The following is a 24,574-nucleotide window of genomic DNA, read 5'->3' on the forward strand; positions in this document are numbered from 1 at the left end:
ATTGGCTCCGCTGCCCCTTCTCGTCTCTCTCACCTCACCAACCACCCCCGCTCATGCCCTTTCACCGTTCCGGATTTGCCGTTTGCCTGATTGCCGCGCTGGCCTGTTCCGCCTGGGCTGGTGACGCCAAACCCTTACGGAAAAAGGTGGCCGCGCCGGCGCAAACCCAGGGGCCGCTGTATTCGACACGTCCCGAGGCCATGCAGTTTGCCGACGACCTGGCCGCGCGCCGCGATCTGGACCCGGACTGGGTGCGCGACGCCATAGGCCAGTCGCGCTACAACGCCACCGTCGTGCGCCTCATGCAGCCGCCCACCAAAACCTTTGTCAAGAACTGGCGCGTCTACCGCAGCCGCTTCATAGACCCGGTGCGCATAGAGGCCGGCCGGCGTTTCTGGCTGGAGAACCAGGCGGCGCTGGAGCGCGCCGAAAAGGAATATGGCGTGCCCGCCGAAATCATCGTCGGCATCATAGGCGTGGAAACCATTTACGGCCGCGACACCGGCAACTTTCGCGTGATGGACGCGCTGACCACACTGGCCTTCGACTTCCCCGCCAGCCACCCGCGCGCGAAGGAACGCAGCGAATTCTTCAAGGGCGAGATCGAGCAATTCCTGACCCTGCAGAACCGGCTGGCAGCCAACCCCTTCGACGCGCGCGGCAGTTTTGCGGGCGCCATGGGCATGCCGCAGTTCATGCCCTCGAGCTGGATCAAGTACGCCGTCGACTTCGACGGCGACGGAACGGTGGACCTCTGGAACAGCAAGGCCGACGTGATCGGCTCCGTCGCAAGTTATTTCAAGGCCTTCAACTGGCAGCCCGGCATGCCTACGCATTACCCCGTGAGCTTCGACAAAAGCCGGCTCGACATGGACGCGCTGATGGCGCCCGATATCCTGCCGACCTTCAGCGTGGCCAGCTTCACCGAAAAAGGCGCAGTGCTCGAAGGCCCGGCCCTTCAGCACCAGGGGCCGCTCGCCCTGGTCGAACTGTTGAACGGGCAGGACGCCCCGCAATACGTGGCCGGCACCGAGAACTTTTACGCCATCACGCGCTACAACTGGAGCAGCTACTACGCCATGGCCGTGATTGAGCTGGGCCGGGAAGTGGCGGCGCGGGTAAGGCCGTAGGCGGAAGAACCGGCCGCCTAGCGGCAGGGCGCCCCCGCCAGCGCTCTGGCCGCCGTTAAAAAATCACCGGGCGCAACCCAGCTGACGTTCCAATTCCCCGCAACGGGGACCTGGCGCTTGTGGGCAATCACCATCTGGCGCTTGGGCACGACAAGAATGTACTGGCCATGCACGCCCCAGGCCATGTAGGCACCCTGGAGCGGGGAATCCGATGGCTCCTCGAGTACCCACCACAGGTAGCCATAGCCAAAGTGGCGCCTGGCCGTTCGGGGCGGATGCATCTCCACGGCAGGGGTCACGGCAGCAGTGGTCTCGGCAACCCAGCGCTGCGGAATGAGCGTCTGCCCGCGCCAGTTGCCTTGCTGAAGCATCAGATAGCCCAGGCGCGCCATGTCCCGGGTGGATAGAAAGAAGTGGTAGGCGGCGTGCTCCGACTTCGTGAGGTCGCCGGTGCGGCGATGGCGCTCCAGATGAAAGTCCTCAAGTTGCAAAGGGGCGGCGAGGTCATCGGCAAATGCACGGTAGATGCTCTTCCCCGTCAGCGATTCAAATGCCGTGCCGGCGGCATTGAAATCCCAGTTGTTGTAAAGAAAGTAAGCGCCGGGCACTTGCGAGCCCCGCGCCGGGGCGGACGCGAGGTCGTCGCCGCCGTTGGCGGCCGGATGGTACACACCGGAACGCGCCGTCAGCAAATGCCTGAGTCTGGCCTGCCGCTCAATGGGCAGGAGCCCACCTACATCGTCGATACCAAGATCGGCCAGGGTTTTCTCGAGATCAATCGTTCCGTCCGCCACATACTTGCCGTAAAGCATGGACAGAATGCTTTTGCGGGCCGAGAACAAAATGCTGACGAGCTCGGTCGGGCCATAGCTAAACAATACCTTCCCCTGCTGCACCGCCATCAGCGACGTTGTGTCCAGGGTCCGCAGGTAGCCGCGTGCCAGGTCGAGCTGCGTACGGCATTCGGAACTCAGGGACGAGGGGGCTATCGTCTCCCATGATTTTCCGGGGTAAACCGGAGCATCATCGGCTGGCGTTTGGGCCGCTCCCGCTGCCGACGGCAGCAGCAGTGAGGCGCAGAGGAAAAGTGGGGCAAGGTGACTCAGCATTTTTTTAGGGGGGGCAGACGATGACGGCGATTGAGTTGGAGAGGGAAATAGCAGCGCGAGTAAAACAATGATGCCAACAACAATCGTCGGCTTCCAAAACTCTAATCACGCGCCATCCACGGGTACACGCAACCAGTAGCACTCGCCGACACCCGCGACTTCACGAACGGCAAAACCCTTTCTTTCAAGAACACGGCGCAGCTTGAGATTCGGCACAGCGCAATGAACCGCGTGGACACGCCACTCCACGAATAAAAGGCCCTCGCGCCTCGCAAAACGGCTCGCCAGTGCCGCCAGGCTCGGCAAAGCGCCTTCGCCGCCTCCATCAACGTGCGCCAGTTCCATCAACAGCGAATCGCCCTGAACCTTGAATTTTCCGAGCATGTTGGCGCTGCCGGCCTTGAACACTATCGGTTCATCGCGAAGCACGATGGCCTGGAGCTCCTCGGTCGGCAGGTTCAGCACCTCATCGACCGTGTACCCCTCGAGCAGGACTTGTGGCATCGCAGTTCCTTGAATAATCCAGGTCGAAGTTATCCGCCGGCGTGGCAGCCTGGCTTGAGTGGCCCGTCAATTGTCATCGCAAACCCTGGATCTGAATACCGGCAACGCAAGCGGAACACCATCACCGGACTGGAGAATTCCAGCGGAAGTCTTCTTCGAGGACTGCCTCAAGCACAACGTCCAGATTCCACCCGGTCTTGCACCTGGAATTTGAGGCTGTCCAATTTTTTTGTTCTCTCTCTTCGATTTCGCGGTAATTTTTACTTGTTATGTGCGGGTCGCCTGGCTACCGTAGCTATTCAGGTGCCAAGGGCTGATAACAACACAAGATGGGGAGGGACCGCCATGCGTGTCAGGAATTTTCTATCAGGGGCAAGTTTTGCCGTCATTTTTGCAAGTCTTGCAGGCTGCACCACCACGGGAGGTCTCATCACCTCGCTTGAGGACTTGACCACCGAGTCGACCGCTGAAGGGTTTTTCAAAATCCCTCAGGAAAGGGTGGCTTCGATCCCCGGGTGGCTCCCATTCGCCGACGTTGGCGGCTTGTATTTCTACAAAGCAAAAAGAAAACCTGCGGCTGCGATAGGGCTAAGCCCGGGCGACAGTTTCGAATTGGTCAGCGAAATTCCCGGCCAATGCAACGACGACTGCCTTCTAAAAATACGTGACAACATCACCGAGTTGGATATTGACGCTCAGACGCTAGTTCAAGCGCGGGTCGATCTATCCGCAAGGCAATCCAATGCTCACGCAGATGCCAAGACGGTAGAAGAAGCAAAAACCAACTACAAAAAAGCGCAAGACAACTTCAATGATTCCTATAAGAAAGTGGTTCTGGCGATCAGAAAAAATGGTGTACTTATTTATCGATGGGCCACAAATTCCAGTCAATCAGAAGAATTGAACGCGGGCAGTTTTTTGAACACTTCTTCCAAACAAGAGCAAAAGCGCAACGGCTTCGCCCTTGTTAACGGCATAAGAACCAAAACCCTTTTTATTGGCGAAGACATGAAGAAGGAGGGGTGGAAAAAACTTGACGCCAGTACACGTTTTGCCAACCGATTTTTAATCACGACTTACGTCATGCAGACAAAAAACATTCTGTATGGTTCAGTCGCGGATCTGAGTACCTTTGCCCATGCAAAAGTACAGGCTTCTTACCAGGACCTCAAGAATGCTCCCGAGCTTTTTAAGCTCACCCAAATTGAAATCGAAATGACACTGGCAAAGATATCCAATCTTTCCAATATCGGAATGATGGGAAACATGTCACGTAAAACCAACCCCGTGAAGTGGGATGAAGGGGCTGACCTGAGAAAAAGATTCGAGGAAGATACGTGGCTTACTTTTTACAGCGTTGAATCAGACTACACCGACCTGCTGGATCTTTTGAAACAAAAGCAGGCCCAGTAAAGCATTTACCCATTCAGATACGCGCTTGAGAACGCGCCCCTTCAGCAAGCTCGGGATGAACGGTAGTCGCTTGCTTGGGAAGCGACTCCACAAATCTGAACGGCCCTACTCAGGCTTGATATTCGCACTCTTGACCAGCTTGCCCCAGCGATCGGCCTCCGACTTGATCAAGGCGGCGAACTGCTCGGGTGTGCCGCCACCGAGTTCGTTGCCCTGGCCCAGCATCTGCTCCTTGATGGTCGGGTCGGCGAGTGCCTTGTTGACGGTTTCATTGAGCAGCTTGATGAGGGCCGCGGGTGTGCCGGCCGGTGCCACCAGGCCTTGCCAGTTCTGGACCTCGAAGCCCGGCACACCCGCCTCGGCCATGGTGGGCAGATCGGGAAACAGCGGGGAACGCGTCTTGCTGGTGATGGCCAGCGCGCGCAGCTTTCCGGCGCGGATCGAGGGCGCGGCCGAATACATCTGCTCAAACATCATGTCCACCTGTCCGCCCATCAGGTCGGTCGTGGCGGGCGCGCCGCCCTTGTAGGGGATGTGGGTGATGGTCAGGCCGGCCAGCGACTTGAACATCTCGCCCGACAAATGGTGCGAGCCGCCCAAACCACCCGAAGCGAAGGACAGCTTGCCGGGACTGGCCTTGGCGGCGGCGATGATGTCCTTGACGCTCTTGAACGGCGAGCTCGCGGGCACCATCAGCACCAGCGGCCCTTTCTCGATCAGGCAGACCGGCGCAAGATCCTTGGCCGGGTCGAAGTTCAGCTTCTTGAACATGGTGGGATTGACCGCCAGCGGCGCGAAATTTCCCATGCCGATGACATAACCGTCCGGCTTGGCGTGGGCCACGGCGTCGGTGCCGATGTTGCCGCCCGCGCCCGGCTTGTTGTCCACGAGCACCGGCTGACCCAGCGCCGTGGAGAGGAAGCGGCCGATCTGGCGCGAGCGCTGGTCGGCATTGCCGCCCGCCGAATAAGGACAGATGAAAGTGATGGGCTTGCTCGGGTATTTGTCCTGGGCCCAGGCCAGCGAGGGCAAAGCGATGGCAACCGAAGTGGCTTGCAGGAGGTGGCGGCGTTTCATGTCGGGTCCTTGTTGTGATGGGTGTCCCGCAACATTAATGCGCGTAGCTGTCAATCCGCTGGCACAGCGACCCGTGCTTTCCCCTACGCGGGTGGCCATCTGCGCCAGACATCGAAAGCAGAATGAAAGATATGGCCCAACACGGCCCCGAGGCGAAGAGTCAGGCTGTCTTTTGCGAAGGCCAGCGATAGCCCAGCACCGCAGTCAGCGGATAAAAATGCTCGCGCACCTGATCCAGCTGGTTGCCGCCCCACAAATACACATACTCCGCATCCGCACGAAGAAAAAACCCGACGTGGCCCTTCCAGCCCGTGGGGTCTTCGCGCGACAGGACGGCGATGCAACCGGGCACAGCCACATCGAGCGGTTCACCCCACTCCAGCCACGAACGCGCCAGCGCGGAGCCGGTGCCGGGGATGCCAACCTGAGCCAGGGACCAGTTCACAAACGAAGAACACCACGAAGCCTTGTCGTCATAACCGGCAATGTTGGTGAGTGCGTGGTATTCGGTGACCCGAGGATTGCTCTGACCCACGGGGAACGTGCGAACGCCGGCTTCCGCGCGGGCGACGGCCATCCAGGAAGGTTCAAGCAGCATCCGCAAGCCGTGACGGGGAAAGTTCGAGGGCCAGGTACTTGGTGCCAGGAACGGGATTGAAGGTGACGGGCGCTGAAGGTTGAAAACCCAGGGATTCGTAAATTCGCTGCGCGGCAGAGAACTCGGGCAGTACGTCCAGGCAGATGCGCGAGTAGCCGGCAGCCCTCGCTTCATCGAGAATGCGCTCGATGAGCCGGCGGCCAAGGCTTTCGCCTCTCGCATCAGGCCGCACGTAGACGCGCTTCATTTCACAGGTGGTTTCATCCACGCGGCGAAGCGCGGCGCATCCGACGACGGTTTGCCCTTTCCATGCGAGCAACAGGCGGCCGTCAGGTGCGGCGTACTTGCCCGGCAAGGCGACGAATTCCGCCTCGTAGTTCTGGAAGGCCAGGCTCACGCTGGGGCTGGCGACGTATTCCCGAAGGATGGCAATGACATGCTCAAGGTCGTCGGGAAAGTTTGCGGGCTTGATGTCGGACATGGCGAAAGCGTACTGCATGTTGCAAGACAAGTGCAGCGGATGGGAAATGACGAAGTACATCCTGCATGGCCGGCTCCACGGGTACGGGCTAAGCTTGACCCGGACGCCAGCTGAGTGGCGACGGGACGCACCAGCTATCCAACGAGGAGCGTGGTTACATCAAGCCGCATCATAGAAGTTCGCGGAGAGGCTCGACGGCCCAGGACGGCATATCTTGATAGAAGGCATGGAAACCTTCCGAAAAACTGCCGAAGTGAAGCCCGTGGCTCTGCGCAAGAAGCGTCAAGCTACGCGTTGAGAAAAGGCTGATGTGCCCATTGCGTGGCGAGGCGTACCACCAATTGACCGGCTGGCCGGCCTGTATATGGCCGTCCGACGTCAAGGTCGAGAACAGGAGCACACTGTCCGGTGACATCAGCTTCTTGAGGTTGGCCATCAACGCCCAGACATCGGGAACATGTTCAAACACCTCAAAGGCGGTAATAAGGTCGAACTTGCCCAGCGTCTCAATCCTGAGGTCTCTGTCCACAAAGGGGTCATATGAGGTGGATGGCCAATCTATTTCGCGCAACAGCCTGGACAGGGTGCCATTGCCACCACCATAGTCGAGATGCCTGAGCGCGGGATGCAGATTGCCGAATCCGGCACGAAGCATGGTTGCGTTGGCTTTCGGTCGGCCTTCTACGTAACCGGGGTCGACAGCAACGTAATCATCGTTGTAGATTTTTTCCTCGAACTCCTGCAAGCTCCACGCGCAGATCTCCGGCGCGAAACAAAAAGCACAGTTTTGGCAAATTGCGTAGGTCACAGGCACGCCGGAAAGCCCCAGTGGATGGGAGTTGCACGACTTGTTGAAATCAACGGGATCAAGCAGCGTGCAATTGGCACTGCAGACCGGGCAAACTGTGTTGTCTGTTTTCATGGAGTTTTACGCGCATCGCGAGGCAGGAAGGTAACCTCGGCCCTTAGGCGGTTGATGGAATCGGAAAGCTGTCAGTTTCCCACAACCGGTTCGATGGTGATCTCAACCGTCATGCTTTCTTCCCCGCCGCCCTGCCGCACACCCTTGATGGGCGGGCAGGCGTTGTAGTCGGTGCCCATGGCCAGGCGCACGTGGCGCTGGTCGATCAGGCAGCTGTGGGTCACGTCGATGCTGGCCCAGCGGCGCGTGGCGACGTCCAGGCAGACGTCGCACCAGGCGTGGCTGGCGAGGTCGGGCTCGTTGGCGGCGTAGAAGTAGCCGCTGACATAACGCGCCGGGTAGCCCAGGCTGCGGCAGATGGCGACCATCACATGGGCCTGGTCCTGGCAGACGCCCGCGCCGGACTTGAAGGCCTCCAGCGCGGTCGTGGTCACGCTGGTGCTGTTCTTGCGGTAGCTCACCGCATCGGCGACGCCCCGGCTCAGGGCCAGCAAGGACTGCAGGCTGGCCGTGCCGTCCAGGCTTTGCGGGATAAAGCGGCGGCCGAACTCGGCGAGTTCCCAGTGCGGCTCGGCCAGGTGGGTGGCGCGCAGAAAAAAGTAGGGATGCGGCAGGGTTTCGTCATCGTTGAACTCGGCCACGCCCAAGGTTTCGACCTCGCCGGCCGCGTTGACCAAGCTCCAGCGCACGTTGTCGGCCTCCTTGCCGACAAAGGTGTAGGCGCTCACGGTGTTGCCGAAGGCGTCGCGCTGGGTGAATAGCTTTTCGGGCGCGCCCAGGCTCCAGTAGTTCACGGTCTGCGCCGGGCCGGACTGCGGCGTGAGCCACAGCGTCTGCAGCGCATAGCGCAGCGGCTCGGTATACCGGTAGTCGGTGATGTGCCGGACGTGCAGTTTCATGCTCGAGCAAATACTGAATCGGACGCACCACGGCCGCGCTGCAACGTCGCCGAGAGGGAGGTTTTCGCCAGCAGGGGCCGCGGAACCGGCTTTGCCGGGCCGCAGGCGCAGCGCCCCCTAGGGGCTGGAGCCCGCGGCTCCAAGCCTGCCTGCGCAGGCTTGGACGGGCGACAGAGGCGAAGCGTCCCGCGAGCCGCGGCCTGCAAGGCCTCGAGAGCTACGCGCAGCAAGCGAACGTGGGGGCTCAATGTGTAGCCGGCACAAGAAACTCGCGGCTGATGTGCGCGCCTATCTCGTTGACCCGGTCCAGAAACTGGGTCAGGAAGGCGTGCAGGCCGGTGGCGAGGATCTCGTCGATACGGGCGTACTGCAGGTCGGCGCGCAGCTTGCCGGCGCGGCGTTGCGTTTCGCTGGCCGCGTCGCTGGTCACCATGGCGAGGTTGCCCATGAGCTCGTTGAGGCAGGCGAGCAGAGAACGCGGCATGTCGGGCCGCAGGATCAGCAGCTCGGCCACGCGCTCGGGCTTGATCACGTCGCGATACACCTTGCGGTAGACCTCGAAGCCGGAGACGCTGCGCAGGATCGCGCTCCAGTGGTAGAAGTCGTACTCCTGGTCCTTCTCGCCGTCGCTGCCCAGGAAGTCGTTTTGCACCGCGTGGAATTTCACGTCCACCAGGCGGGCGGTGTTGTCGGCGCGCTCCAGGAAGGTGCCCAGGCGCAGAAAGTGGAAGGCCTCGTCCTGCAGCATGGTGCCGGCCGTGACGCCGCGCGAGAGGTGCGAGCGGAACTTGACCCATTCAAAAAACTGGCCGGGGTCGCGCTCGAAGTCGCCGTTGCGCAGCATGCGGACCACTTCGAGGTAGGTCTGGTTCTGGGTTTCCCAGACTTCGGTGGTCAGGGTGCCGCGCACGGCGCGCGCGTTCTCGCGGGCATTCTTCAGGCACGAGACGATGCTCGAGGAGTTCTGCTCGTCGCGCACCATGAAGTCCATGACTTCGCGCGGGTTGATGCTGTCGCCGTACTTGGCGGCATAGGAAGGCTTGAGTTCGCTGATGCTCAGCAGGCTTTGCCAGCCGCCCTGCACCACGGCGGCCGATTGCGGCAGCAGCGAGGTCTGGTAGTTGACGTCCAGCATGCGCGCGGTGTTTTCGGCGCGTTCGGTGTAGCGCGACATCCAGAAAAGGTGATCAGCGGTGCGAGATAACATTTTTTCTCCTTCCTAAGCCTCAAACACCGAAAGCGCTGACGCGCTTTGCGTGTTTTGGTGATGACATCACAAGCGCTTCGCGCAATTGATGAGTCATCCCCGCGAATGCCTGCGGCATGTCGCCCGCACGCTCGGTATAGCGCGACATCCAGAAAAGGTGATGGGCAGTACGAGACAACATGATTATTTCCCTCCCACTTGGACTTGGGTCTGCGACTGCAATTGAGACTGCGATTGAGACTGGAACCCCACGGGCGACGACGGCCCCTCCAGAATCCAGGTGTCCTTGGTGCCGCCGCCCTGCGAAGAGTTGACCACCAGCGAGCCGTCTTTCAGCGCCACGCGCGTGAGGCCGCCGGGCACCATCTGCACTTCCTTGCCGCTGAGCACAAAAGGCCGCAAATCGATGTGGCGCGGCGCGATGCCGCTTTCGACATAGGTCGGGCAGGTGGAAAGGCTCAGCGTGGGCTGGGCGATATAACCCGAGGGGTTGGCCAGCAAGGCGGCGCGGAACTCCTCGATCTCGGCCTTGGTGGCGGCCGGGCCGACCAGCATGCCGTAGCCGCCGGCGCCGTGCACTTCCTTAACGACCAGGTCCTTGAGGTTGGCCAGGGTGTATTGCAAATCCTCGTTGTTGCGGCACATATAGGTGGGCACGTTCTTGAGGATGGGTTTTTCGCCAAGGTAGAACTCGATCATCTTGGGCACATAGGGGTAGATGGACTTGTCGTCGGCCACGCCCGTGCCTATGGCATTGCACAGCGAGACATTGCCGCTGCGGTAGACGTTGAGCAGGCCCGCGCAGCCCAGCGTGGAATTGGGGCGGAAGGCCAGCGGGTCCAGGAAGTCGTCATCGACGCGGCGGTAAATCACGTCGACGCGGCGCGGGCCGCGCGTGGTGCGCATGTAGACGAAGTTGTCCTTGACGAAGAGATCCTGCCCTTCGACCAGCTCCACGCCCATCTGCTGCGCGAGGAAGGCGTGCTCAAAGTAGGCCGAGTTGTACATGCCGGGGGTGAGCACCACCACCGTGGGCTCGGCCGTGGCCGGCGGCGCCATGGCGCGCAGGGTTTCCAGCAGCAAATCGGGGTAGTGCGCGACCGGCGCGACGCGGTTTTCGCTGAAGAGCTCGGGGAACAGCCGCATCATCATCTTGCGGTCTTCCAGCATATAACTCACGCCGCTGGGCACGCGCAGGTTGTCTTCGAGCACGTAGTACTCACCCTCGCCCTGGGCATTGGGCGCGCGCACGATGTCGATGCCGCTGATGTGCGAATAGATGTTGCCGGGAACGTCCACGCCCATCATCTCGGGACGGAACTGCGCGTTCTGGAAAATCTGCTCCGACGGGATGACACCGGCCTTGATGATCTCCTGGCCGTGGTAAACGTCGTGGATAAAGCGGTTCAGCGCCGTGACACGCTGGACCAGGCCTTTTTCCATGCTGGCCCACTCGTGGGCGGGAATGATGCGGGGGATCAGGTCGAAGGGGATCAGGCGTTCGGTCCCGGCGCCGTCCTCGTCCTTGGCACCGTAGACGGCAAAGGTGATGCCGACGCGGCGGAAAATCATCTCGGCTTCGGCGCGGCGCGCCTCCATCACGTCGGCCGGCTGTTTCGCCAGCCAGCGCTGGTAGCCCTGGTAGTGTTCACGGACGCTGGATCCCGTGGCATTCATTTCATCAAACATCGGTCGGCTCATTGGCTTGATCTCCAGCAAGTTATGCGCAGGGCACTGTTTTGACATAGCTTAGCAAGTTATGCGCCAAGGCGGCGCACACCCGCCTTATTTTTAACGTGCAGGCACATGATGCCAGTAGCGTTTGCCCTCCTCCCGCTGGCAGCGCACAGCCTCGGCATGCTGGCTGTCCCATGTCGCCGCCCCGCATGTCGCGGATTTGACAAGGCTGATGCCGCGCGCCTCGTAGCGCGCCACCACCGGCTCAGCCGGGTGGCCGAAGCGGTTGCGGTAGCCGGCCTGCGCCATGGCCAGTTGCGGCTGGACGGCGTCCAGGAATGCCGCGCTTGAGGATGTCTTGCTGCCGTGGTGCGGCACCAGCAGAAAGTCGGCTTGGAGGCGTGCCGGATCGCCGGCGGCCAGGGCCGCTTCCTGCGGCGCTTCGATGTCGCCCACCAGCAGGGCCGCGCGGCTGCCGTTGGAGACGCGCAGCACGCAGCTCATGGCATTGGGCTTGGCCACCGTGCCGTAGGCCGCGGCAGGCGGGTGCAGCAGCTCGAACTGCACGCCGTCCCATTCCCAATGCTGGCCGGCCGTGCAGCGTTCGGCCTTGCGCAAGGCCTGCAGCGGATGCGTGTCCTCAATCGAGCTGAGCAGCCGCGCCCCAGGCTGCATGGCCAGCACCGCGGCCGCCCCGCCTATGTGGTCTATGTCGCGGTGGCTGACCATCAGGACGTCCAGCCGCTCGCCCAGCGCGCGCAGCAGCGGCACCAGCACACGGTGGCCGGCATCGCTTTCGCGCGAAAAACGCGGCCCCGCGTCGTAGAGCAGGCTGTGGCCCGCGGTGCGCACCAGTACTGCATTGCCCTGGCCGATGTCGGCCGCCAGCAGCTCAAACTGCCCGGGCGCGACCCGCGGGGGCTGCCACAGCAACACAGGCAGCACCAGCGGAACGCCCAGCAAGCGCCAATGCCAGGGCAGTCGCGTGGCCAGCAAGCCGCCGCCCGCCACACCGGCGACGGCGCACCACAGCGGCGCCGCGGCCACGCTGATGGATGCCAGCGGCCAGCTCGCCAGCCATTGCAGGAACAGCGCCAGCACGCTCACGCAGGCGGCGGTCGCGCCCCAGGCCGGGGCCCACAGCACGCCCAGCAGGGCCAGCGGCGTGATCAGCAAGGTCACAGCGGGGATGGCCACGGCATTGGCCAGCAGGCCGACCAGCGAGACTTGGTTGAACAGCAGCAGCGACAGCGGCGTGAGCGCCAGCGTCACCACCCATTGCTCGCGCACGGCGCGGGCCAGGCCGGCCAGCCAGCGCGGCCCATGCCGCCGCCATCCGCCTGGCGAAACCGGCTCTTGAATGCCATGGTCAGGACGCACACCGGAATCCGTCGCGAACAACACACCGACCGCCACAAAAGACAGCCAGAAACCGGCCTGCATCAGGGCCCAGGGATCCACGGCCACCACCACGGCCATGGCCAGCAGCCAGGTCTGTGCCCAGGGCCATTGCCGGCCGCCCTGGCGCAGCAGGATCACGGTGGCCAGCATCAAGAGGGTGCGCTGCGCGGGCACACCCCAGCCTGAAAACAGCGCATACAGGGCGGCCAGCAGCAGGCCGCCCAGCGCGCCGGCACCGGCGGCCGGCAGCGCCAGGCACAGCCTGGGCGTGAGAAGCGCGGAGCGGCGCCAGAGGCCACCGACCAGCAGCGAGGCGGCCCAGGCAAACATGGTGATGTGCAGGCCGGAAATGCTCATCAGGTGGGCCACGCCCGTGGCGCGGAACACATCCCAGTCGGCGCGTTCTATGGCGTTCTGGTCACCCACCACCAGCGCGGCCATGATGCCGGCCCACTGGCGGTTCTCCACACGCGCGAAAATTTTCTCGCGCACCGCCTGCCGGGCTTGCTCGATGGGGTGTTGCCAGCTGCCGGAGAGCTTTGCTGGCGGTGCGTCATGCGCGCCGGCACGCACATAACCGGTGGCCTGTATGCCCTGCTCCCACAGCCACAGCTCGTAATCAAAGCCATGCGGGTTGCTGTTGCCGTGCGGCGCCTTGAGCCGCACCGTCATGCGCCAGCGCTCGCCGGCGCGCAAGGGCTGCGGCTGGCGCTGCAGGGCCAGTGCCGCTTCAAAGGGGTCCGCATCCTGCGCCAGGAGGCGAGGCTCACGCCCGGCAAAGCCCGAATACCAGCCCAGCAGGATTTGTGGCGGCAGGCTGACCTTGCGGCCGTCCAGGCGCGCGGATTCCACATCGAGGCGAAACCGCAAGCCGTCCTCACCGGGCTGCGGCATGGCCGGCACGCTGCCTGTGACCTCGATGTCGCGGCCTTCCAGGGCCGGGTCCAGCGCGGTGGACTGGAAAATACCGGCCCGCCAACCGGTGGAGCCAAAACCCAGCAACGCCGCCAGGCCCAATACCCGCAGGGCCCTGCGCCAGGATGGTTTGGCGTGATAGCGCGCCAGCCGCCATAACAAGGCCACCAGACAGGCCAGCCCGGCACACAGGGCATAAGCTTGCCATGGCCACAGCGCGGGCTGCTGCAATTGCAGCGCCACGCCGGCGACAAAGCCGGCCAGGGCGAGCCCCGGCCTCATGGTGCGTGCCATGACACGATGATGAATACAGCTGGCCCCAAAGCCGCCTCCCCTGCTTTTTTGCTTTTTTAGAACTTGTTTAACGGGAGGGCGAAGCAGCAAGCCGACAACGCACCATGCAAACTCCGCATGGCGCAGCTCTTGCTTACGGAAATACCGTCAAATCCGGGTAAGCTGTTCACACGTCATTGAGAAGACCGCATGATGTGGCGGTCCCTGCGCCCAGTTATTTTTTTAAGCGAGGTTGCCTTGTCCATCCACGTTGCCCTGAGCCACATCACCCATTACAAATACGACCGCCTGGTGCGGCTGGGCCCCCAGGTGGTCCGCCTGCGGCCCGCGCCGCACAGCCGCACCCAGGTGCTGTCCTATTCCCTCAAGGTCGAGCCCGCCGGGCATTTCATCAACTGGCAGCAGGACCCTTTCGCCAACTACCAGGCCCGGCTGGTGTTTCCCGAGCCGACGCGCGAGTTCAAGGTCACGGTGGACCTGGTCGTGGAAATGGCGGTGTTCAACCCCTTTGACTTCTTCCTGGAGCCGGCCGCCGAGGAATTCCCCTTCAGCTACAACGCGCTGCAGGCCCGGGAACTGGCCCCTTACCTGGCCACCCAGCCGGCCACACCGCTGTTCAAGCGCTACCTCGAGAAAATCGACCGCACGCCCAAACGCACCATCGATTTCCTGGTGGGCCTGAACCAGAGCCTGCAGTCGGACATCCAGTACTCCATCCGCATGGAGCCCGGCGTGCAGACACCCGAGGAGACCCTGCGCCTGGCCTGCGGCTCCTGCCGCGACACCGGCTGGCTGCTGGTGCAGTTGCTGCGCCACATGGGCCTGGCCGCGCGTTTTGTCTCGGGCTACCTGATACAGCTCAAGGCCGACGTCAAGTCCATAGACGGCCCCAGCGGCGCCGAAGCCGATTTCACCGACCTGCACGCCTGGTGCGAGGTGTTTTTGCCGGGCGCCGGCTGGGTGGGCCTGGACCCGACATCGGGCCTGATGGCCGGCGAAGGCCATATCCCGCTGGCCTGCACGCCCGAGCCCTCGAGCGCCGCGCCTGTCGAGGGCGGCGTCGACAAATCCGAAGTCGAGTTCGAGCACCACATGGCGGTGCAGCGCATCTACGAATCGCCGCGCGTGACCAAGCCCTATACCGAAGAGCAATGGCAGGAGGTGCTGGCGCTGGGCGAGAAAGTCGACCAGGACCTGGCGGCCGGAGACGTGCGCCTGACCATGGGCGGCGAGCCCACCTTTGTGGCCACCACCGACCGCGACGCGGCCGAATGGAATATCGCCGCACTGGGCCCGACCAAACGCGGCTATGCGACCGAGCTCGTGCAAAAACTGCGCGCCGAATACGGCGAAGGCGGTTTCCTGCACTTCGGCCAGGGCAAGTGGTACCCGGGCGAGCAGCTGCCGCGCTGGGCGCTGAGCATTTTCTGGCGCAAGGACGGCCAGCCGATCTGGCAGAACCCGGCCCTGTTCGCCGACGAGCGCCAGCCCTGCAGCTATACCAGCGCCGACGCGCAGCGTTTTGTGCAGACCCTGGCGGGCAAGCTGGGCCTGGCCACGACCTACATCACGCCGGGCTATGAAGACACCTGGTACTACCTCTGGCGCGAACGTCGGCTGCCGGTCAATGTCGACCCCTTTGATTCGCGGCTGGACGACGCCATGGAACGCGAGCGCCTGCGCCGCGTCTTTATGCAGGGCCTGGATTCAGTGGTGGGCTATGTGCTGCCGTTGCAGACCAAGGAGCAGCTCACACAAAGAAACGCCGGCGCCTCGCCCACGCTGGCCGGCCCGAAATGGACCACGGGACCCTGGTTTTTCCGCGACGAACGCATGTATTTGATGCCGGGCGATTCACCCATGGGCTACCGCCTGCCGCTGGATTCCGTGCCCTGGGTGTCCAAGACCGACTACCCCTACATGATCGAGTCCGACCCTTTCGCGCCGCGGCAGGACCTGCCGGATGCCTCGGCGCTGGCCGCGCGCTACAACGGCAGCTTCAGCGATGCCCGCGGCGCCACGGCGGCAAGCCCTTCCGCGGGCGGCAGCGCCAGTTCGCTGGCGCAGTACATGGCGCGCTACCTGAGCGGCAACACCGCGCTGTCGCAAGCCAGCCGCATCCTGCAGTTCCGTCCGACGGGCAACCACGGCACTGGCGGTGCGGGCGGCCAGCCGGCCGGCGCATCGCCCGAGGCGGCCGCGCCCGCCGACGACCGCGCGCCCAAGCCTTTTGAGTCGGCCGCCTGGCTCACACGCACCGCGCTGTGCGTGGAAGTGCGCGACCCGCAGCGCGCCAACGGCCCCAGGGACAAACCCAAGGCCGACCCGGACAGCCAGGCCAACAAATCGGGCCGGGGCGAAGTGGGTGCGATCTATGTCTTCATGCCGCCCATGGAGCGGCTCGAAGACTACCTGGACCTGCTGGCCGCGGTGGAAGCCACGGCCCAGGCGCTGGGCGTGAGCATCGTGCTCGAAGGTTACCCGCCGCCGCGCGACCCGCGCCTGAAAATGCTGCAGGTCACGCCCGACCCGGGCGTCATCGAGGTCAACATCCACCCGGCCTACAACTGGGGCGAGCTGGTGGAACACACCGAATTCCTCTACAAGATTGCGCACGAGACGCGCCTGTCGGCCGAGAAGTTCATGACCGACGGCCGCCACACCGGCACCGGTGGCGGCAACCACTTTGTGCTGGGCGGCGCCACGCCGGCCGACAGCCCCTTTCTGCGCAAGCCCGAGGTGCTGGGCAGCCTGATCGCCTATTGGCACAACCATCCCTCGCTGAGCTATTTGTTCTCGGGCATGTTCATAGGCCCGACCAGCCAGGCGCCGCGCGTGGACGAGGCCCGCAACGACCAGCTCTACGAACTCGAAATCGCCCTGCGCGAGATCGAGAACAACCGCAAAAAATACGGTGCCGACATGCCGCCCTGGCTGGTGGACCGCACCTTGCGCAACATCCTGGTCGACGTCACCGGCAACACCCACCGCAGCGAGTTCTGCATCGACAAGATGTACTCGCCCGACTCCACCACCGGCCGCCTGGGCCTGCTGGAGCTGCGCGCCTTTGAAATGCCGCCGCATGCGCGCATGAGCATCGCCCAGCAGCTGCTGCTGCGCGCGCTGGTGGCGCGCTTCTGGAACAAGCCCTACCACGGCCGCGTCACGCGCTGGGGCACCGAGCTGCACGACCGCTTCCTGCTGCCCGGCTTTGTGCGCATGGACTTCGAGGACGTGCTGACCGAGCTGCGCGAAGCCGGCTACGCCTTCGACATGGCCTGGTTCGAGCCGCATTTCGAGTTCCGCTTCCCCCTCATCGGCCAGGTCAAATCCAACAGCATCGAGCTGACGCTGCGCAGCGCGCTCGAGCCCTGGCATGTGATGGGCGAGGAAGGCTCGGCCGGCGGCACGGTGCGTTATGTCGACTCCTCGCTGGAGCGCATCGAAGTGCACGTCACGGGCCTGAACGACAACCGCTACGTCATCACCGTCAACGGCCGGGCCCTGCCGCTGCAAAGCACGGGCCGCGTCGGCGAATATGTGGCCGGCGTGCGCTACAAGGCCTGGAACCCGCCTTCGGCCCTGCATCCCTCGATCGGCGTGCATGCGCCGCTGACCTTCGACATCGTCGACACCTGGATGGAGCGCTCGCTGGGCGGCTGCCAATACCATGTGGCGCACCCGGGCGGGCGCAATTACGACACGCTGCCGGTCAATTCGTACGAGGCCGAAAGCCGCCGCCTCACGCGCTTTTTCCGCATGGGCCACACGCCCGGCAAGATGCGCGTGGCGCCGGCGCAGCCCAGCCGGGAGTTTCCGTTCACGCTGGACCTGCGCTGAGGGCGGCTGATGGGCGCCTTCCCCGGCGCCCATCAGCCTGTCTTATGGCTGCAACAATTGCATGCGCAAGCGGCATAAATCGTCCATTTGGCGGGAAAGCCGCCCCTGATTGAGGCTTTGCGCCTGCGGGCCGCAGGCATACTTGCAGCACGTGGAAAATAACACCCAGTCCCTTTTTGCCGCCCAGGCGCTTGAATCTCCCTGCGCCCTGGCCGCCGCGCTGGCGCCGCATGCGGCAGCCGGCCATTTCGACGAGTTGCGGGGCCGTGTCTCCGAAGGCCCCGCGCCCGCGGAAACGGCCGCGCCCGCCCAGCCCGCGCTGCGCGCGGCCGGTGCCCCCGAAACCGCCGCGCCCCCGCCCGAAGCCGCCGCCACCGACGACAGCCTGTCGCCCGACTGGACGCGCTTTTTCAACTTCCTGGGCGCCGACGGGTTTTACGACCTGAACCACCGCACCGCCAACCTGCGCCGCCAGATCCGCGACAACGGCGTGACCTACAACGTCTACGCCGACGCCAACGGCCCGCAGCGTCCCTGGGCGCTGGACCTCTTCCCCATGATGGTGTCGGCCGGCGACTGGGCACAGATCGAGGCCGGCATCCAGCAGCGCGCCCGCCTGCTGGACCGGGTCATGGCCGACATCTACGGCCCGCAGGAGCTGCTCTCCAAAGGCCTCTTGCCCAGCGCGCTGGTGCATGCCCACCCGGGCTACCTGCGCGGCATGCAGGGCGTGCAGCCGGCCGGAGGCACCTATCTGCACATCGCCGCCTTCGACATCGCCCACGGCCCCGACGGCCGCTGGTCGGTGGTGTCGCAGCGCACGCAGGCACCCTCGGGCCTGGGCTACCTGCTGGAAAACCGCCTGACCATCTCGCTGCTGTTTCCCGAAGCCTTCCGCGAAATGAAGGTCGAACGCCTGGCCGCCTCCTACAAGGCGCTGGTGGACGGCCTCAAGGCCATGAGCCCGGCCGACGGCAACGAGGAAAGCCGCGTGGTGCTGCTGACCCCGGGGCCTTACAACGAAACCTATTTTGAACACGCCTACCTCGCGCGCTTCCTGGGCCTGACCCTGGTCGAGGGCAGCGACTTGCTGGTACGCGACGACAAGCTCTACCTCAAGACCCTGCGCGGACTGGAGCCGGTGCATGGCCTGCTCAAGCGCCTGGACGACGAATTCCTGGACCCGCTGGAGCTGCGCTCGGACTCCACGCTGGGCGTGCCCGGCTTGCTGCAGGTTATCCGTGCCGGCAATGTGCTGGTGGTCAACACGCCGGGCTCGGCCTTCCTTGAATCGAGCGCGCTGCTGGGCTTTTTGCCCGCGCTGTCGGAACACCTGCTGGGCGAAACCCTGGCCCTGCCCTCGCTGGCGACCTGGTGGTGTGGCGAGCAGGCGGTGCTGCAGGATGTGCTGGGCCAGCTCAAGAACTGCGTGATCAAGCCGACCTACCCGGGCTCGGGCATGGAGTCGGTGATAGGCCACACGCTGTCGCGCCGCGCGCTCGACGAATGGGCCGGCCGCATCGTGCGCCGCGGCGAGGACTACACGGTGCAGGCCTATTTGCCGCTGCCGCAGACGCCGACCTGGCAGGGCGAGCGGATTTCCCCGCGCTCGGCCATGCTGCGCGTGTTTGCCGTGGCCGACGGCAAGGGCTCCTGGCAGGTGCTGCCCGGCGGACTGGCGCGGCTGGCCGGCAAGAACGAGAACATGTCCTCCATGCAGCACGGCGGCAGCAGCGCCGACGTCTGGGTGCTGGGCGATGCGTCGGCGGCCAAGGCGGCAGCCCCGCGTGCCGAACAGCCCTCGCCCGCCTGGGCCACCGCCCCGCTGCGGCATCGCCCGCCGGTCACCAGCCGCGCGGCCGAAAACCTTTTCTGGCTGGGCCGCTACACTGAGCGCGCCGAAAACTCGACGCGCCTGGCGCAGATCACCTTGCAATGCCTGGGCGGCGAAGACCAGAGCTCGCAGCCCTTGCTGGCCTGGCTGAGCAGCATGGCGGTTGGCAATGCGCTGGTGCTGGACACCGTGCCGCCGGCCACGCACGCGCGCCGCGTGTTTGAACGCGCGCTGATCGCCAACCTGGCCGACACCGAGCAGGCCGCCAGCGTGGGCTTTAACCTGCGCGCGCTCAAGAGCGCGGCCTCGGCCGTGCGCGAACGCCTGTCGCAGGAACAGTGGCACATGATCGTGCGCACCGAAGCCGATTTTTTCCAGCGCTGCGCGGTGTTCAGCGGCGTGGGCCAAAGCCAGTCGCAAAGCCAGGGCGGGCAAGGCCAGAGCCAGTACCTGCTTGAATACTCCTCCGTCGAGGCGCTGCGCGCGCTCGAATCGGCCAGCGGCTTCCTCTCGGCCATGACGGGCGCGCAAACCGACCGCATGACCCGCGACGACGGCTGGCGCCTGCTCAGCGTGGGCCGTCTCATCGAGCGGCTCAACACCCTGGCCGGCGCGCTGGCGCGCGGTTTTGAAACCGGCTCGGTCTTCGAGGAAGGCGGCTTCAACGCCATGGTGGCACTGTTCGACAGCACCATCACCTTTCACGCGCAATACCAGCAGCGCCGCGACATCCCGGCCCTGCTCGATCTGCTGGTGCTGGACCGCGACAACCCGCGCTCCCTGGGCTGGGTGGTGCAGACCTTGCGCGGGCGCCTGGCCAAGCTGGCCGGCAGCGCGCCGGGCGATATGCCCGAACTCGCGATGGAGCTGCCCGACCCCGGCAGCTGGGCGCTGGCCGATTTGTGCGCGGGCATGCAAGCCGATGACGGTGATGAAGGCGATGAAGATTGCCGGCAGCACGACGGCCGCCTGGTGCAGATGCTGGAGCAATGCTGCGACGCCGCGCTGGACCTGTCGGACACCCTGAGCCGCCGCTACTTCAGCCACGCGGCCTCCGGCAGCCAGAGCCTGGGCGCTTGAACACCGGACGCGGAACCCATGCTGCTGCACGTCGTCCATGAAACCCGCTACCGCTATGCGCCGGCGGTGGAAAACGCCCACCATGTGGTGCACCTCAAACCAGCCAGCCGCAACGGCCAGAGCCTGCTGAGCTACGCGCTGCGCGTCGACCCCGCGCCCGTGCAATTGCGCGAGACCGTGGATGTCTACGGCAACACACGCAGCTATTTTTCGCTGCAGGCCGCGCATGAAAGCCTGACCGTGGTGGCCGACAGCGTGGTCGCCACCACGGCCCTCAACCCGCTGCAGTCCGAAAGCGCCCTGTCCGCCGGCGCCGCGGTGTCGCAGCCCTGGGAGCAGGTGCGCGAGCAGTTCCGCTACCGCGCCGGCGCGGCCTATGACAGCGCCTCCGAATTCCTGTTCGCCTCGCCCTATGTGCCGCGCGACGAGGCCTTCGCCGAGTTCGCGCGACCCAGCTTCCTGCCCGGCCGGCCGCTGCCCGAGGCGGCGCGCGACCTGATGGAACGCATCCACGACACCATGACCTACGAGAGCGAAAGCACGGAGGTCAACACGCCGGCGCTCGAGGCGCTCAGGCAGGGCAAGGGCGTGTGCCAGGACTTCGCCCACATCATGGTGGCCTGCTGCCGCGCCATGGGCCTGCCGGCGCGTTATGTGAGCGGCTACCTGCTGACCAGCCCGCCGCCAGGCCAGCCGCGCCTGGTAGGCAGCGACGCCTCGCATGCCTGGGCCTCGGTCTACTGCCCGGGCCTGGGCACCTGGCTGGACTTCGATCCCACCAACAACCGCGCGCCGGGCGAAGACTATGTCACGCTGGCCACGGGGCGCGACTTCCTCGATGTCTCGCCCATGCGCGGCGTGATACGCGGCGGGGCGCAGCACATCCTCGACGTGGCGGTGACGGTGGAGCCCCTGGCCGAGACCGAGGCCCGGTCCCTGGCTACCGCGAACTGAGCGACTCTCCCAGCAGCGAACCGTCGGGCAGGCTGCCCACCAGGCAGCGCCTACACAGGCCCACAAATTCCTGCGCTGCGCCCGACTGCGCCTGCTTGGGCTTGAAGGCCAGCAAGGCGCGGAACCATACCTCGGCCGCCAGCGGCACGCTGCGCAGGCCCAGCGCCAGGTATTCGCGCGCCACCAGCGGATTCGTCACGGCCAGCCCAGCGCCGGCCAGCACCAGCGCGCATTGCGTCGCGCTGTAAGGGGTTTCAATCACAAAACGCGGCTGCACACCGGCCTGCGCGAGTGCCGCTTCCAGGCGCCGCTGCGCCGGATCGGACGCCGACAGGCCCACCAGCGGCACCTCCTGCAAGTCCTGCGGTTGCAGCACCTGCCTGCGTGCCAGCGGATGGGCGGCCGGCATGATGCAGACCGCGGGCGCCTGGTAGAACAGCGAGGACACCAGGCCGCTGGTGTCGGCCTCGTCGCCCAGGAAAGCCAGGTCCACCGCCCCCTGAAACAGCGCCTCGCGCAGCACCTTGGAGCTGTCGACCAAAAGCAGGCAGCGCGTGCGCGGGTAGCTGCGCTGGAACTCGGCCAGGGCCCAGGGCATGACGCTGGCGGCCATGGCATGCAGCGAGCCGATGCGCAGCACCGTGTCTTCGTGCGACTGCAGGGCCACGATTTTTCGCTGCACGGCCTCCAGGCCTTCGTAGACCCGCTCGACCTCTTCCATCAGCGCATGGGCTTCGGGCGTGGGCGTGAGCTTGCCCTTGGGCCGGTCAAACAGCTTGAGGCCGGCGCGCGCTTCGAGCTGCTGCAACAGCTGCGTGACCGCCGGCTGGCTCACATGCAGGGCCGCGGCCGCGCGGTTGGCCGTGCCCAGCCGCATGACCATGCGGAACACCTCGATCTGGCGCGCGCTTGCTTCGGCCATGGCCATCTCCTTATAAGTTTCACTTATTCTAAATCGCCAACAATGCCTGCACGGCAAGCCCCGGCCTTCCTACCATTGGCCGCATGAATTCCCTTGTTTCCGAATCCCCCGTCGTGGCCCGCAACCCGCAGCTGTCCGGGCTACGCTGCATCCACTGCGCCCGCGAATACCCCCTCCAGGACCTGCCGGCCGGCTGCCCGCACTGCGCGACGGCCGGCGCACCCGCGAGCCTGGAGGCGGTGTATGCCGAACTGCCCAAAACCCTCAAAGCCGCCAGCACAGGTTATAAGTGGGGCGCCTGGCTGCCCTACACCCAGGGCATATCCCTGGGCGAAGGCGGCACGCCCTGCCTGGACTTGCCGCGCCTTGCGCGCGCCTTGGGCTTGCGCCAGCTCTCGGCCAAGCACGAGGGCATGAACCCCACAGGCTCGCACAAGGACCGCATGTCGGCCCAGGCCGTGAGTCGGGCGCTGGACGTGGGCGCACAAACCGTGGTGCTGGCCTCCAGCGGCAACGCGGCGGTGTCGGCCGCGGCCTATTGCGCGGCCGCGGGCCTGGCCTGCGAAGTCGCCACCTACCACGACATGCCGGAGCCCTTCGCGCGCGCGCTGCACCGCCTGGGCGCCAGACGCCTCACCTTTGACCGCGGCTTCGGCCGCTGGGAACACCTGCGCCGGCGCGTCGAGCAGGACGGCGCGTTTGCGCTGACCAACTACAGCGTGCCCGCTGTCGGCAGCCCGGCTTTTGGCGTCGAAGGCTACCGCGCGGTGGCGCTCGAATGTGTGGCCGACGGTTGCATCCCCGACCATGTGCTGGTGCCCACCGCGCGCGGCGATTTGCTCTGGGGTGTTTACAGCGGCCTGCGCGACCTGCTGCAAGCCGGGCTGATCGTGCGCATGCCGCGCCTCTGGGCGGTCGAGCCCTTTCCCCGCCTGGCCCGCGCACTGGGAGGCGAACCGCTGCAATCCGACTTCGCCGGCCGGACCGCGCAGTTTTCCACCGGCGGCAGCACCGTCACGCTGCAGCAGGCGCTGGCCGTGCAGCGCTCGGGCGGCGGCGCGGTGGTGGTGGACGATGCCGGCGCCGCCGAAGGCAGCGCCCGGCTGGCCGCGCAAGGCCTGTGGGTGGAGCTGTGCGCGGGCGCCTGCCTCAGCGCGCTCGCGCAGCTGCGCGCCCGCGGCGAGGTCGCGCCTTCGGAGCATGCCCTGCTGCTGCTGACCGCCAAGGGCGACCGCGACACCTTTGACACTTTTTCCTGACTCCCTGAACCGATACCTGTAAAGGATTTCCCCATGAAGACCCGATTGCTTATCGCCCTGCTCCTGGCCGGCGCCACCTTGATCAGCACCGCCGCCCAGGCGGCCTACCCCGACAAACCGCTGCGCCTCATCGTGCCCTGGGCACCCGGCGGCAGCACCGATGCGATTGCGCGCGCCGTCGCGCAGCGCATGGGCGAGACCATGGGCCAGAGCGTGGTGGTGGACAACCGCTCCGGCGCCTCGGGCCGCATAGGCACCGAGGCCGCGGCCAAGGCCGCGCCCGACGGCTATACCTTCGCCATCGTCGAGTTGCCGCATGCGATCGCGCCGGCCGTGTTCAACAAAATGCCTTATGACCTGCTGCGCGACTTCACGCCGATCTCCATGGTCGGCACCTCGCCGCTGATGCTGTTTGCCAGCGGCGGGCCCTACAAGAACGGCGACATCAAGGGTTTCCTCAAGCACTACCGCGCCAGCAAGGTGCCGCTGGCCCTGGCCAACAGCGGCAACGGCTCCATCAGCCATCTTTCGAGCGAGCTGTTCGCCACGGCTGCCGGCATCAAGGTCAACGCGATCCCCTACCGCGGCTCGGCGCCGGCGCTCACCGACGTCGCGGCCGGCCAGGTGGACGCCCATTTCGCGACGCTGGCCAGCGCCAGCGCGCTGCTGGGCGCGGGAAAAATCTCGGCCCTGATGGTGACCGGCAACACGCGCGTGGCCTCGCTGCCCGAGGTGCCCACCGCGCGCGAAGCCGGCATGGACGGCATGCAGTTCAACCAGTGGTGGGCCCTGGTGGCGCCGGCCACCACGCCCATCGACATCGTCGAGCGGCTGCGCAGCGAAGCCGTCGCGGCGCTGGCCCACCCGTCGACGCGCGAGCGGCTCACCACGCTGGGCATAGACCTCAAGGGCTCTAGCCGCGACGAGCTGCGCGCCTTTATGCGCAGCGAGGTGGACCGCTGGGGCAGCGTGGTGCGCAAGGCCGGCATCAAACCCGAATAAGCGGGTGCGCCGGCCGGGGCTGCATCACTTCCTTTCATGGCGCCACAGGCCGGTGC

The 24,574-nt window shown here is 65.0% G+C and carries 19 protein-coding genes; 7 read left to right on the plus strand and 12 right to left on the minus strand.

Annotated elements, in window-relative coordinates; all coding sequences use genetic code 11:
• Positions 1-53 precede the first annotated feature (53 nt).
• The gene (gene mltB, locus ACEN9P_RS01600) at positions 54-1,130 is read left to right on the plus strand and encodes a lytic murein transglycosylase B (RefSeq protein WP_477664658.1); all 1,077 of its coding nucleotides are present in this window, start codon (positions 54-56) and stop codon (positions 1,128-1,130) included.
• 17 nt (positions 1,131-1,147) lie between these two features.
• Here mltB and ACEN9P_RS01605 read toward each other — a convergent pair whose 3' ends face one another.
• Positions 1,148-2,239, minus strand: coding sequence for a serine hydrolase domain-containing protein (locus ACEN9P_RS01605; protein ID WP_495620893.1), 1,092 nt, complete (start codon positions 2,237-2,239; stop codon positions 1,148-1,150).
• A 105-nt stretch (positions 2,240-2,344) separates the two neighbouring features.
• Complete coding sequence (locus ACEN9P_RS01610; protein WP_477664660.1) at positions 2,345-2,743, minus strand: hypothetical protein; 399 nt, start codon at positions 2,741-2,743, stop codon at positions 2,345-2,347.
• Between the two features lie 345 nt (positions 2,744-3,088).
• Between ACEN9P_RS01610 and ACEN9P_RS01615 the strand changes: the two genes are divergently transcribed.
• Entirely contained in the window at positions 3,089-4,156 is a 1,068-nt protein-coding gene (locus ACEN9P_RS01615) for a hypothetical protein (RefSeq protein WP_495620894.1), read from the plus strand.
• A gap of 105 nt (positions 4,157-4,261) precedes the next feature.
• Here ACEN9P_RS01615 and ACEN9P_RS01620 read toward each other — a convergent pair whose 3' ends face one another.
• The 9 genes from ACEN9P_RS01620 to ACEN9P_RS01660 form a co-directional block, all read right to left on the minus strand.
• The gene (locus ACEN9P_RS01620; RefSeq protein WP_495620895.1) at positions 4,262-5,233 is read right to left on the minus strand and encodes a Bug family tripartite tricarboxylate transporter substrate binding protein; all 972 of its coding nucleotides are present in this window, start codon (positions 5,231-5,233) and stop codon (positions 4,262-4,264) included.
• 160 nt (positions 5,234-5,393) lie between these two features.
• On the minus strand, positions 5,394-5,831 hold the full coding sequence (locus tag ACEN9P_RS01625) for a TIGR02594 family protein (protein ID WP_495620896.1): 438 nt from the start codon (positions 5,829-5,831) through the stop codon (positions 5,394-5,396).
• Positions 5,821-6,312, minus strand: a complete 492-nt coding sequence (locus tag ACEN9P_RS01630; RefSeq protein WP_495620897.1) for a GNAT family N-acetyltransferase — start codon at positions 6,310-6,312, stop codon at positions 5,821-5,823. Before ACEN9P_RS01630 ends, ACEN9P_RS01625 begins: the two co-directional genes overlap by 11 nt.
• A gap of 169 nt (positions 6,313-6,481) precedes the next feature.
• Positions 6,482-7,234, minus strand: coding sequence for a class I SAM-dependent methyltransferase (locus ACEN9P_RS01635; RefSeq protein WP_495620898.1), 753 nt, complete (start codon positions 7,232-7,234; stop codon positions 6,482-6,484).
• Positions 7,235-7,305: 71 nt separating this feature from the next.
• Entirely contained in the window at positions 7,306-8,133 is an 828-nt protein-coding gene (locus ACEN9P_RS01640; protein WP_495620899.1) for a transglutaminase family protein, read from the minus strand.
• A gap of 244 nt (positions 8,134-8,377) precedes the next feature.
• Positions 8,378-9,340, minus strand: coding sequence for an alpha-E domain-containing protein (locus tag ACEN9P_RS01645; RefSeq protein ID WP_477664668.1), 963 nt, complete (start codon positions 9,338-9,340; stop codon positions 8,378-8,380).
• A gap of 19 nt (positions 9,341-9,359) precedes the next feature.
• A complete protein-coding gene (locus ACEN9P_RS01650; protein WP_477664669.1) occupies positions 9,360-9,521 on the minus strand; it encodes an alpha-E domain-containing protein in 162 nt (53 codons plus the stop codon).
• A 2-nt stretch (positions 9,522-9,523) separates the two neighbouring features.
• On the minus strand, positions 9,524-11,041 hold the full coding sequence (locus ACEN9P_RS01655) for a circularly permuted type 2 ATP-grasp protein (protein WP_477664670.1): 1,518 nt from the start codon (positions 11,039-11,041) through the stop codon (positions 9,524-9,526).
• A gap of 90 nt (positions 11,042-11,131) precedes the next feature.
• Entirely contained in the window at positions 11,132-13,627 is a 2,496-nt protein-coding gene (locus ACEN9P_RS01660; RefSeq protein WP_495620900.1) for a DNA internalization-related competence protein ComEC/Rec2, read from the minus strand.
• A gap of 237 nt (positions 13,628-13,864) precedes the next feature.
• Between ACEN9P_RS01660 and ACEN9P_RS01665 the strand changes: the two genes are divergently transcribed.
• From ACEN9P_RS01665 to ACEN9P_RS01675, 3 genes are all read left to right on the plus strand, one after another.
• A complete protein-coding gene (locus tag ACEN9P_RS01665; protein ID WP_495620901.1) occupies positions 13,865-17,467 on the plus strand; it encodes a transglutaminase family protein in 3,603 nt (1,200 codons plus the stop codon).
• Positions 17,468-17,618: 151 nt separating this feature from the next.
• Entirely contained in the window at positions 17,619-20,381 is a 2,763-nt protein-coding gene (locus tag ACEN9P_RS01670; RefSeq protein ID WP_495620902.1) for a circularly permuted type 2 ATP-grasp protein, read from the plus strand.
• An 18-nt stretch (positions 20,382-20,399) separates the two neighbouring features.
• Positions 20,400-21,335, plus strand: coding sequence for a transglutaminase family protein (locus ACEN9P_RS01675; protein WP_495620903.1), 936 nt, complete (start codon positions 20,400-20,402; stop codon positions 21,333-21,335).
• On the opposite strand, the gene ACEN9P_RS01680 is transcribed toward ACEN9P_RS01675, so the two are convergent.
• Positions 21,322-22,257 (minus strand): LysR family transcriptional regulator, encoded by a 936-nt coding sequence (locus ACEN9P_RS01680; protein WP_495620904.1) that lies wholly within the window; start codon positions 22,255-22,257, stop codon positions 21,322-21,324. The genes ACEN9P_RS01675 and ACEN9P_RS01680 overlap by 14 nt on opposite strands.
• Positions 22,258-22,340: 83 nt before the next feature.
• Between ACEN9P_RS01680 and ACEN9P_RS01685 the strand changes: the two genes are divergently transcribed.
• Together ACEN9P_RS01685 and ACEN9P_RS01690 are read left to right on the plus strand one after the other, a co-directional pair.
• Positions 22,341-23,516, plus strand: a complete 1,176-nt coding sequence (locus ACEN9P_RS01685) for a threonine synthase (RefSeq protein WP_495620905.1) — start codon at positions 22,341-22,343, stop codon at positions 23,514-23,516.
• Between the two features lie 33 nt (positions 23,517-23,549).
• The gene (locus ACEN9P_RS01690) at positions 23,550-24,518 is read left to right on the plus strand and encodes a tripartite tricarboxylate transporter substrate binding protein (RefSeq protein ID WP_477664375.1); all 969 of its coding nucleotides are present in this window, start codon (positions 23,550-23,552) and stop codon (positions 24,516-24,518) included.
• Positions 24,519-24,574: the final 56 nt, after the last annotated feature.

The organism is Polaromonas sp. Polasp52 (genome assembly GCF_059491565.1).

Bases quoted from the DNA above. Each gene is read 5' to 3' on its own strand.
- ACEN9P_RS01620 (WP_495620895.1), bottom strand. From the start codon at position 5,233: ATGAAACGCCGCCACCTCCTGCAAGCCACTTCGGTTGCCATCGCTTTG.
- ACEN9P_RS01690 (WP_477664375.1), top strand. From the start codon at position 23,550: ATGAAGACCCGATTGCTTATCGCCCTGCTCCTGGCCGGCGCCACCTTG.
- ACEN9P_RS01675 (WP_495620903.1), top strand. From the start codon at position 20,400: ATGCTGCTGCACGTCGTCCATGAAACCCGCTACCGCTATGCGCCGGCG.
- ACEN9P_RS01645 (WP_477664668.1), bottom strand. From the start codon at position 9,340: ATGTTATCTCGCACCGCTGATCACCTTTTCTGGATGTCGCGCTACACC.
- ACEN9P_RS01650 (WP_477664669.1), bottom strand. From the start codon at position 9,521: ATGTTGTCTCGTACTGCCCATCACCTTTTCTGGATGTCGCGCTATACC.
- ACEN9P_RS01685 (WP_495620905.1), top strand. From the start codon at position 22,341: ATGAATTCCCTTGTTTCCGAATCCCCCGTCGTGGCCCGCAACCCGCAG.
- ACEN9P_RS01660 (WP_495620900.1), bottom strand. From the start codon at position 13,627: ATGGCACGCACCATGAGGCCGGGGCTCGCCCTGGCCGGCTTTGTCGCC.
- ACEN9P_RS01625 (WP_495620896.1), bottom strand. From the start codon at position 5,831: ATGCTGCTTGAACCTTCCTGGATGGCCGTCGCCCGCGCGGAAGCCGGC.
- ACEN9P_RS01605 (WP_495620893.1), bottom strand. From the start codon at position 2,239: ATGCTGAGTCACCTTGCCCCACTTTTCCTCTGCGCCTCACTGCTGCTG.
- ACEN9P_RS01615 (WP_495620894.1), top strand. From the start codon at position 3,089: ATGCGTGTCAGGAATTTTCTATCAGGGGCAAGTTTTGCCGTCATTTTT.
- ACEN9P_RS01640 (WP_495620899.1), bottom strand. From the start codon at position 8,133: ATGAAACTGCACGTCCGGCACATCACCGACTACCGGTATACCGAGCCG.
- ACEN9P_RS01635 (WP_495620898.1), bottom strand. From the start codon at position 7,234: ATGAAAACAGACAACACAGTTTGCCCGGTCTGCAGTGCCAATTGCACG.
- ACEN9P_RS01610 (WP_477664660.1), bottom strand. From the start codon at position 2,743: ATGCCACAAGTCCTGCTCGAGGGGTACACGGTCGATGAGGTGCTGAAC.
- mltB (WP_477664658.1), top strand. From the start codon at position 54: ATGCCCTTTCACCGTTCCGGATTTGCCGTTTGCCTGATTGCCGCGCTG.
- ACEN9P_RS01630 (WP_495620897.1), bottom strand. From the start codon at position 6,312: ATGTCCGACATCAAGCCCGCAAACTTTCCCGACGACCTTGAGCATGTC.
- ACEN9P_RS01655 (WP_477664670.1), bottom strand. From the start codon at position 11,041: ATGAGCCGACCGATGTTTGATGAAATGAATGCCACGGGATCCAGCGTC.
- ACEN9P_RS01680 (WP_495620904.1), bottom strand. From the start codon at position 22,257: ATGGCCGAAGCAAGCGCGCGCCAGATCGAGGTGTTCCGCATGGTCATG.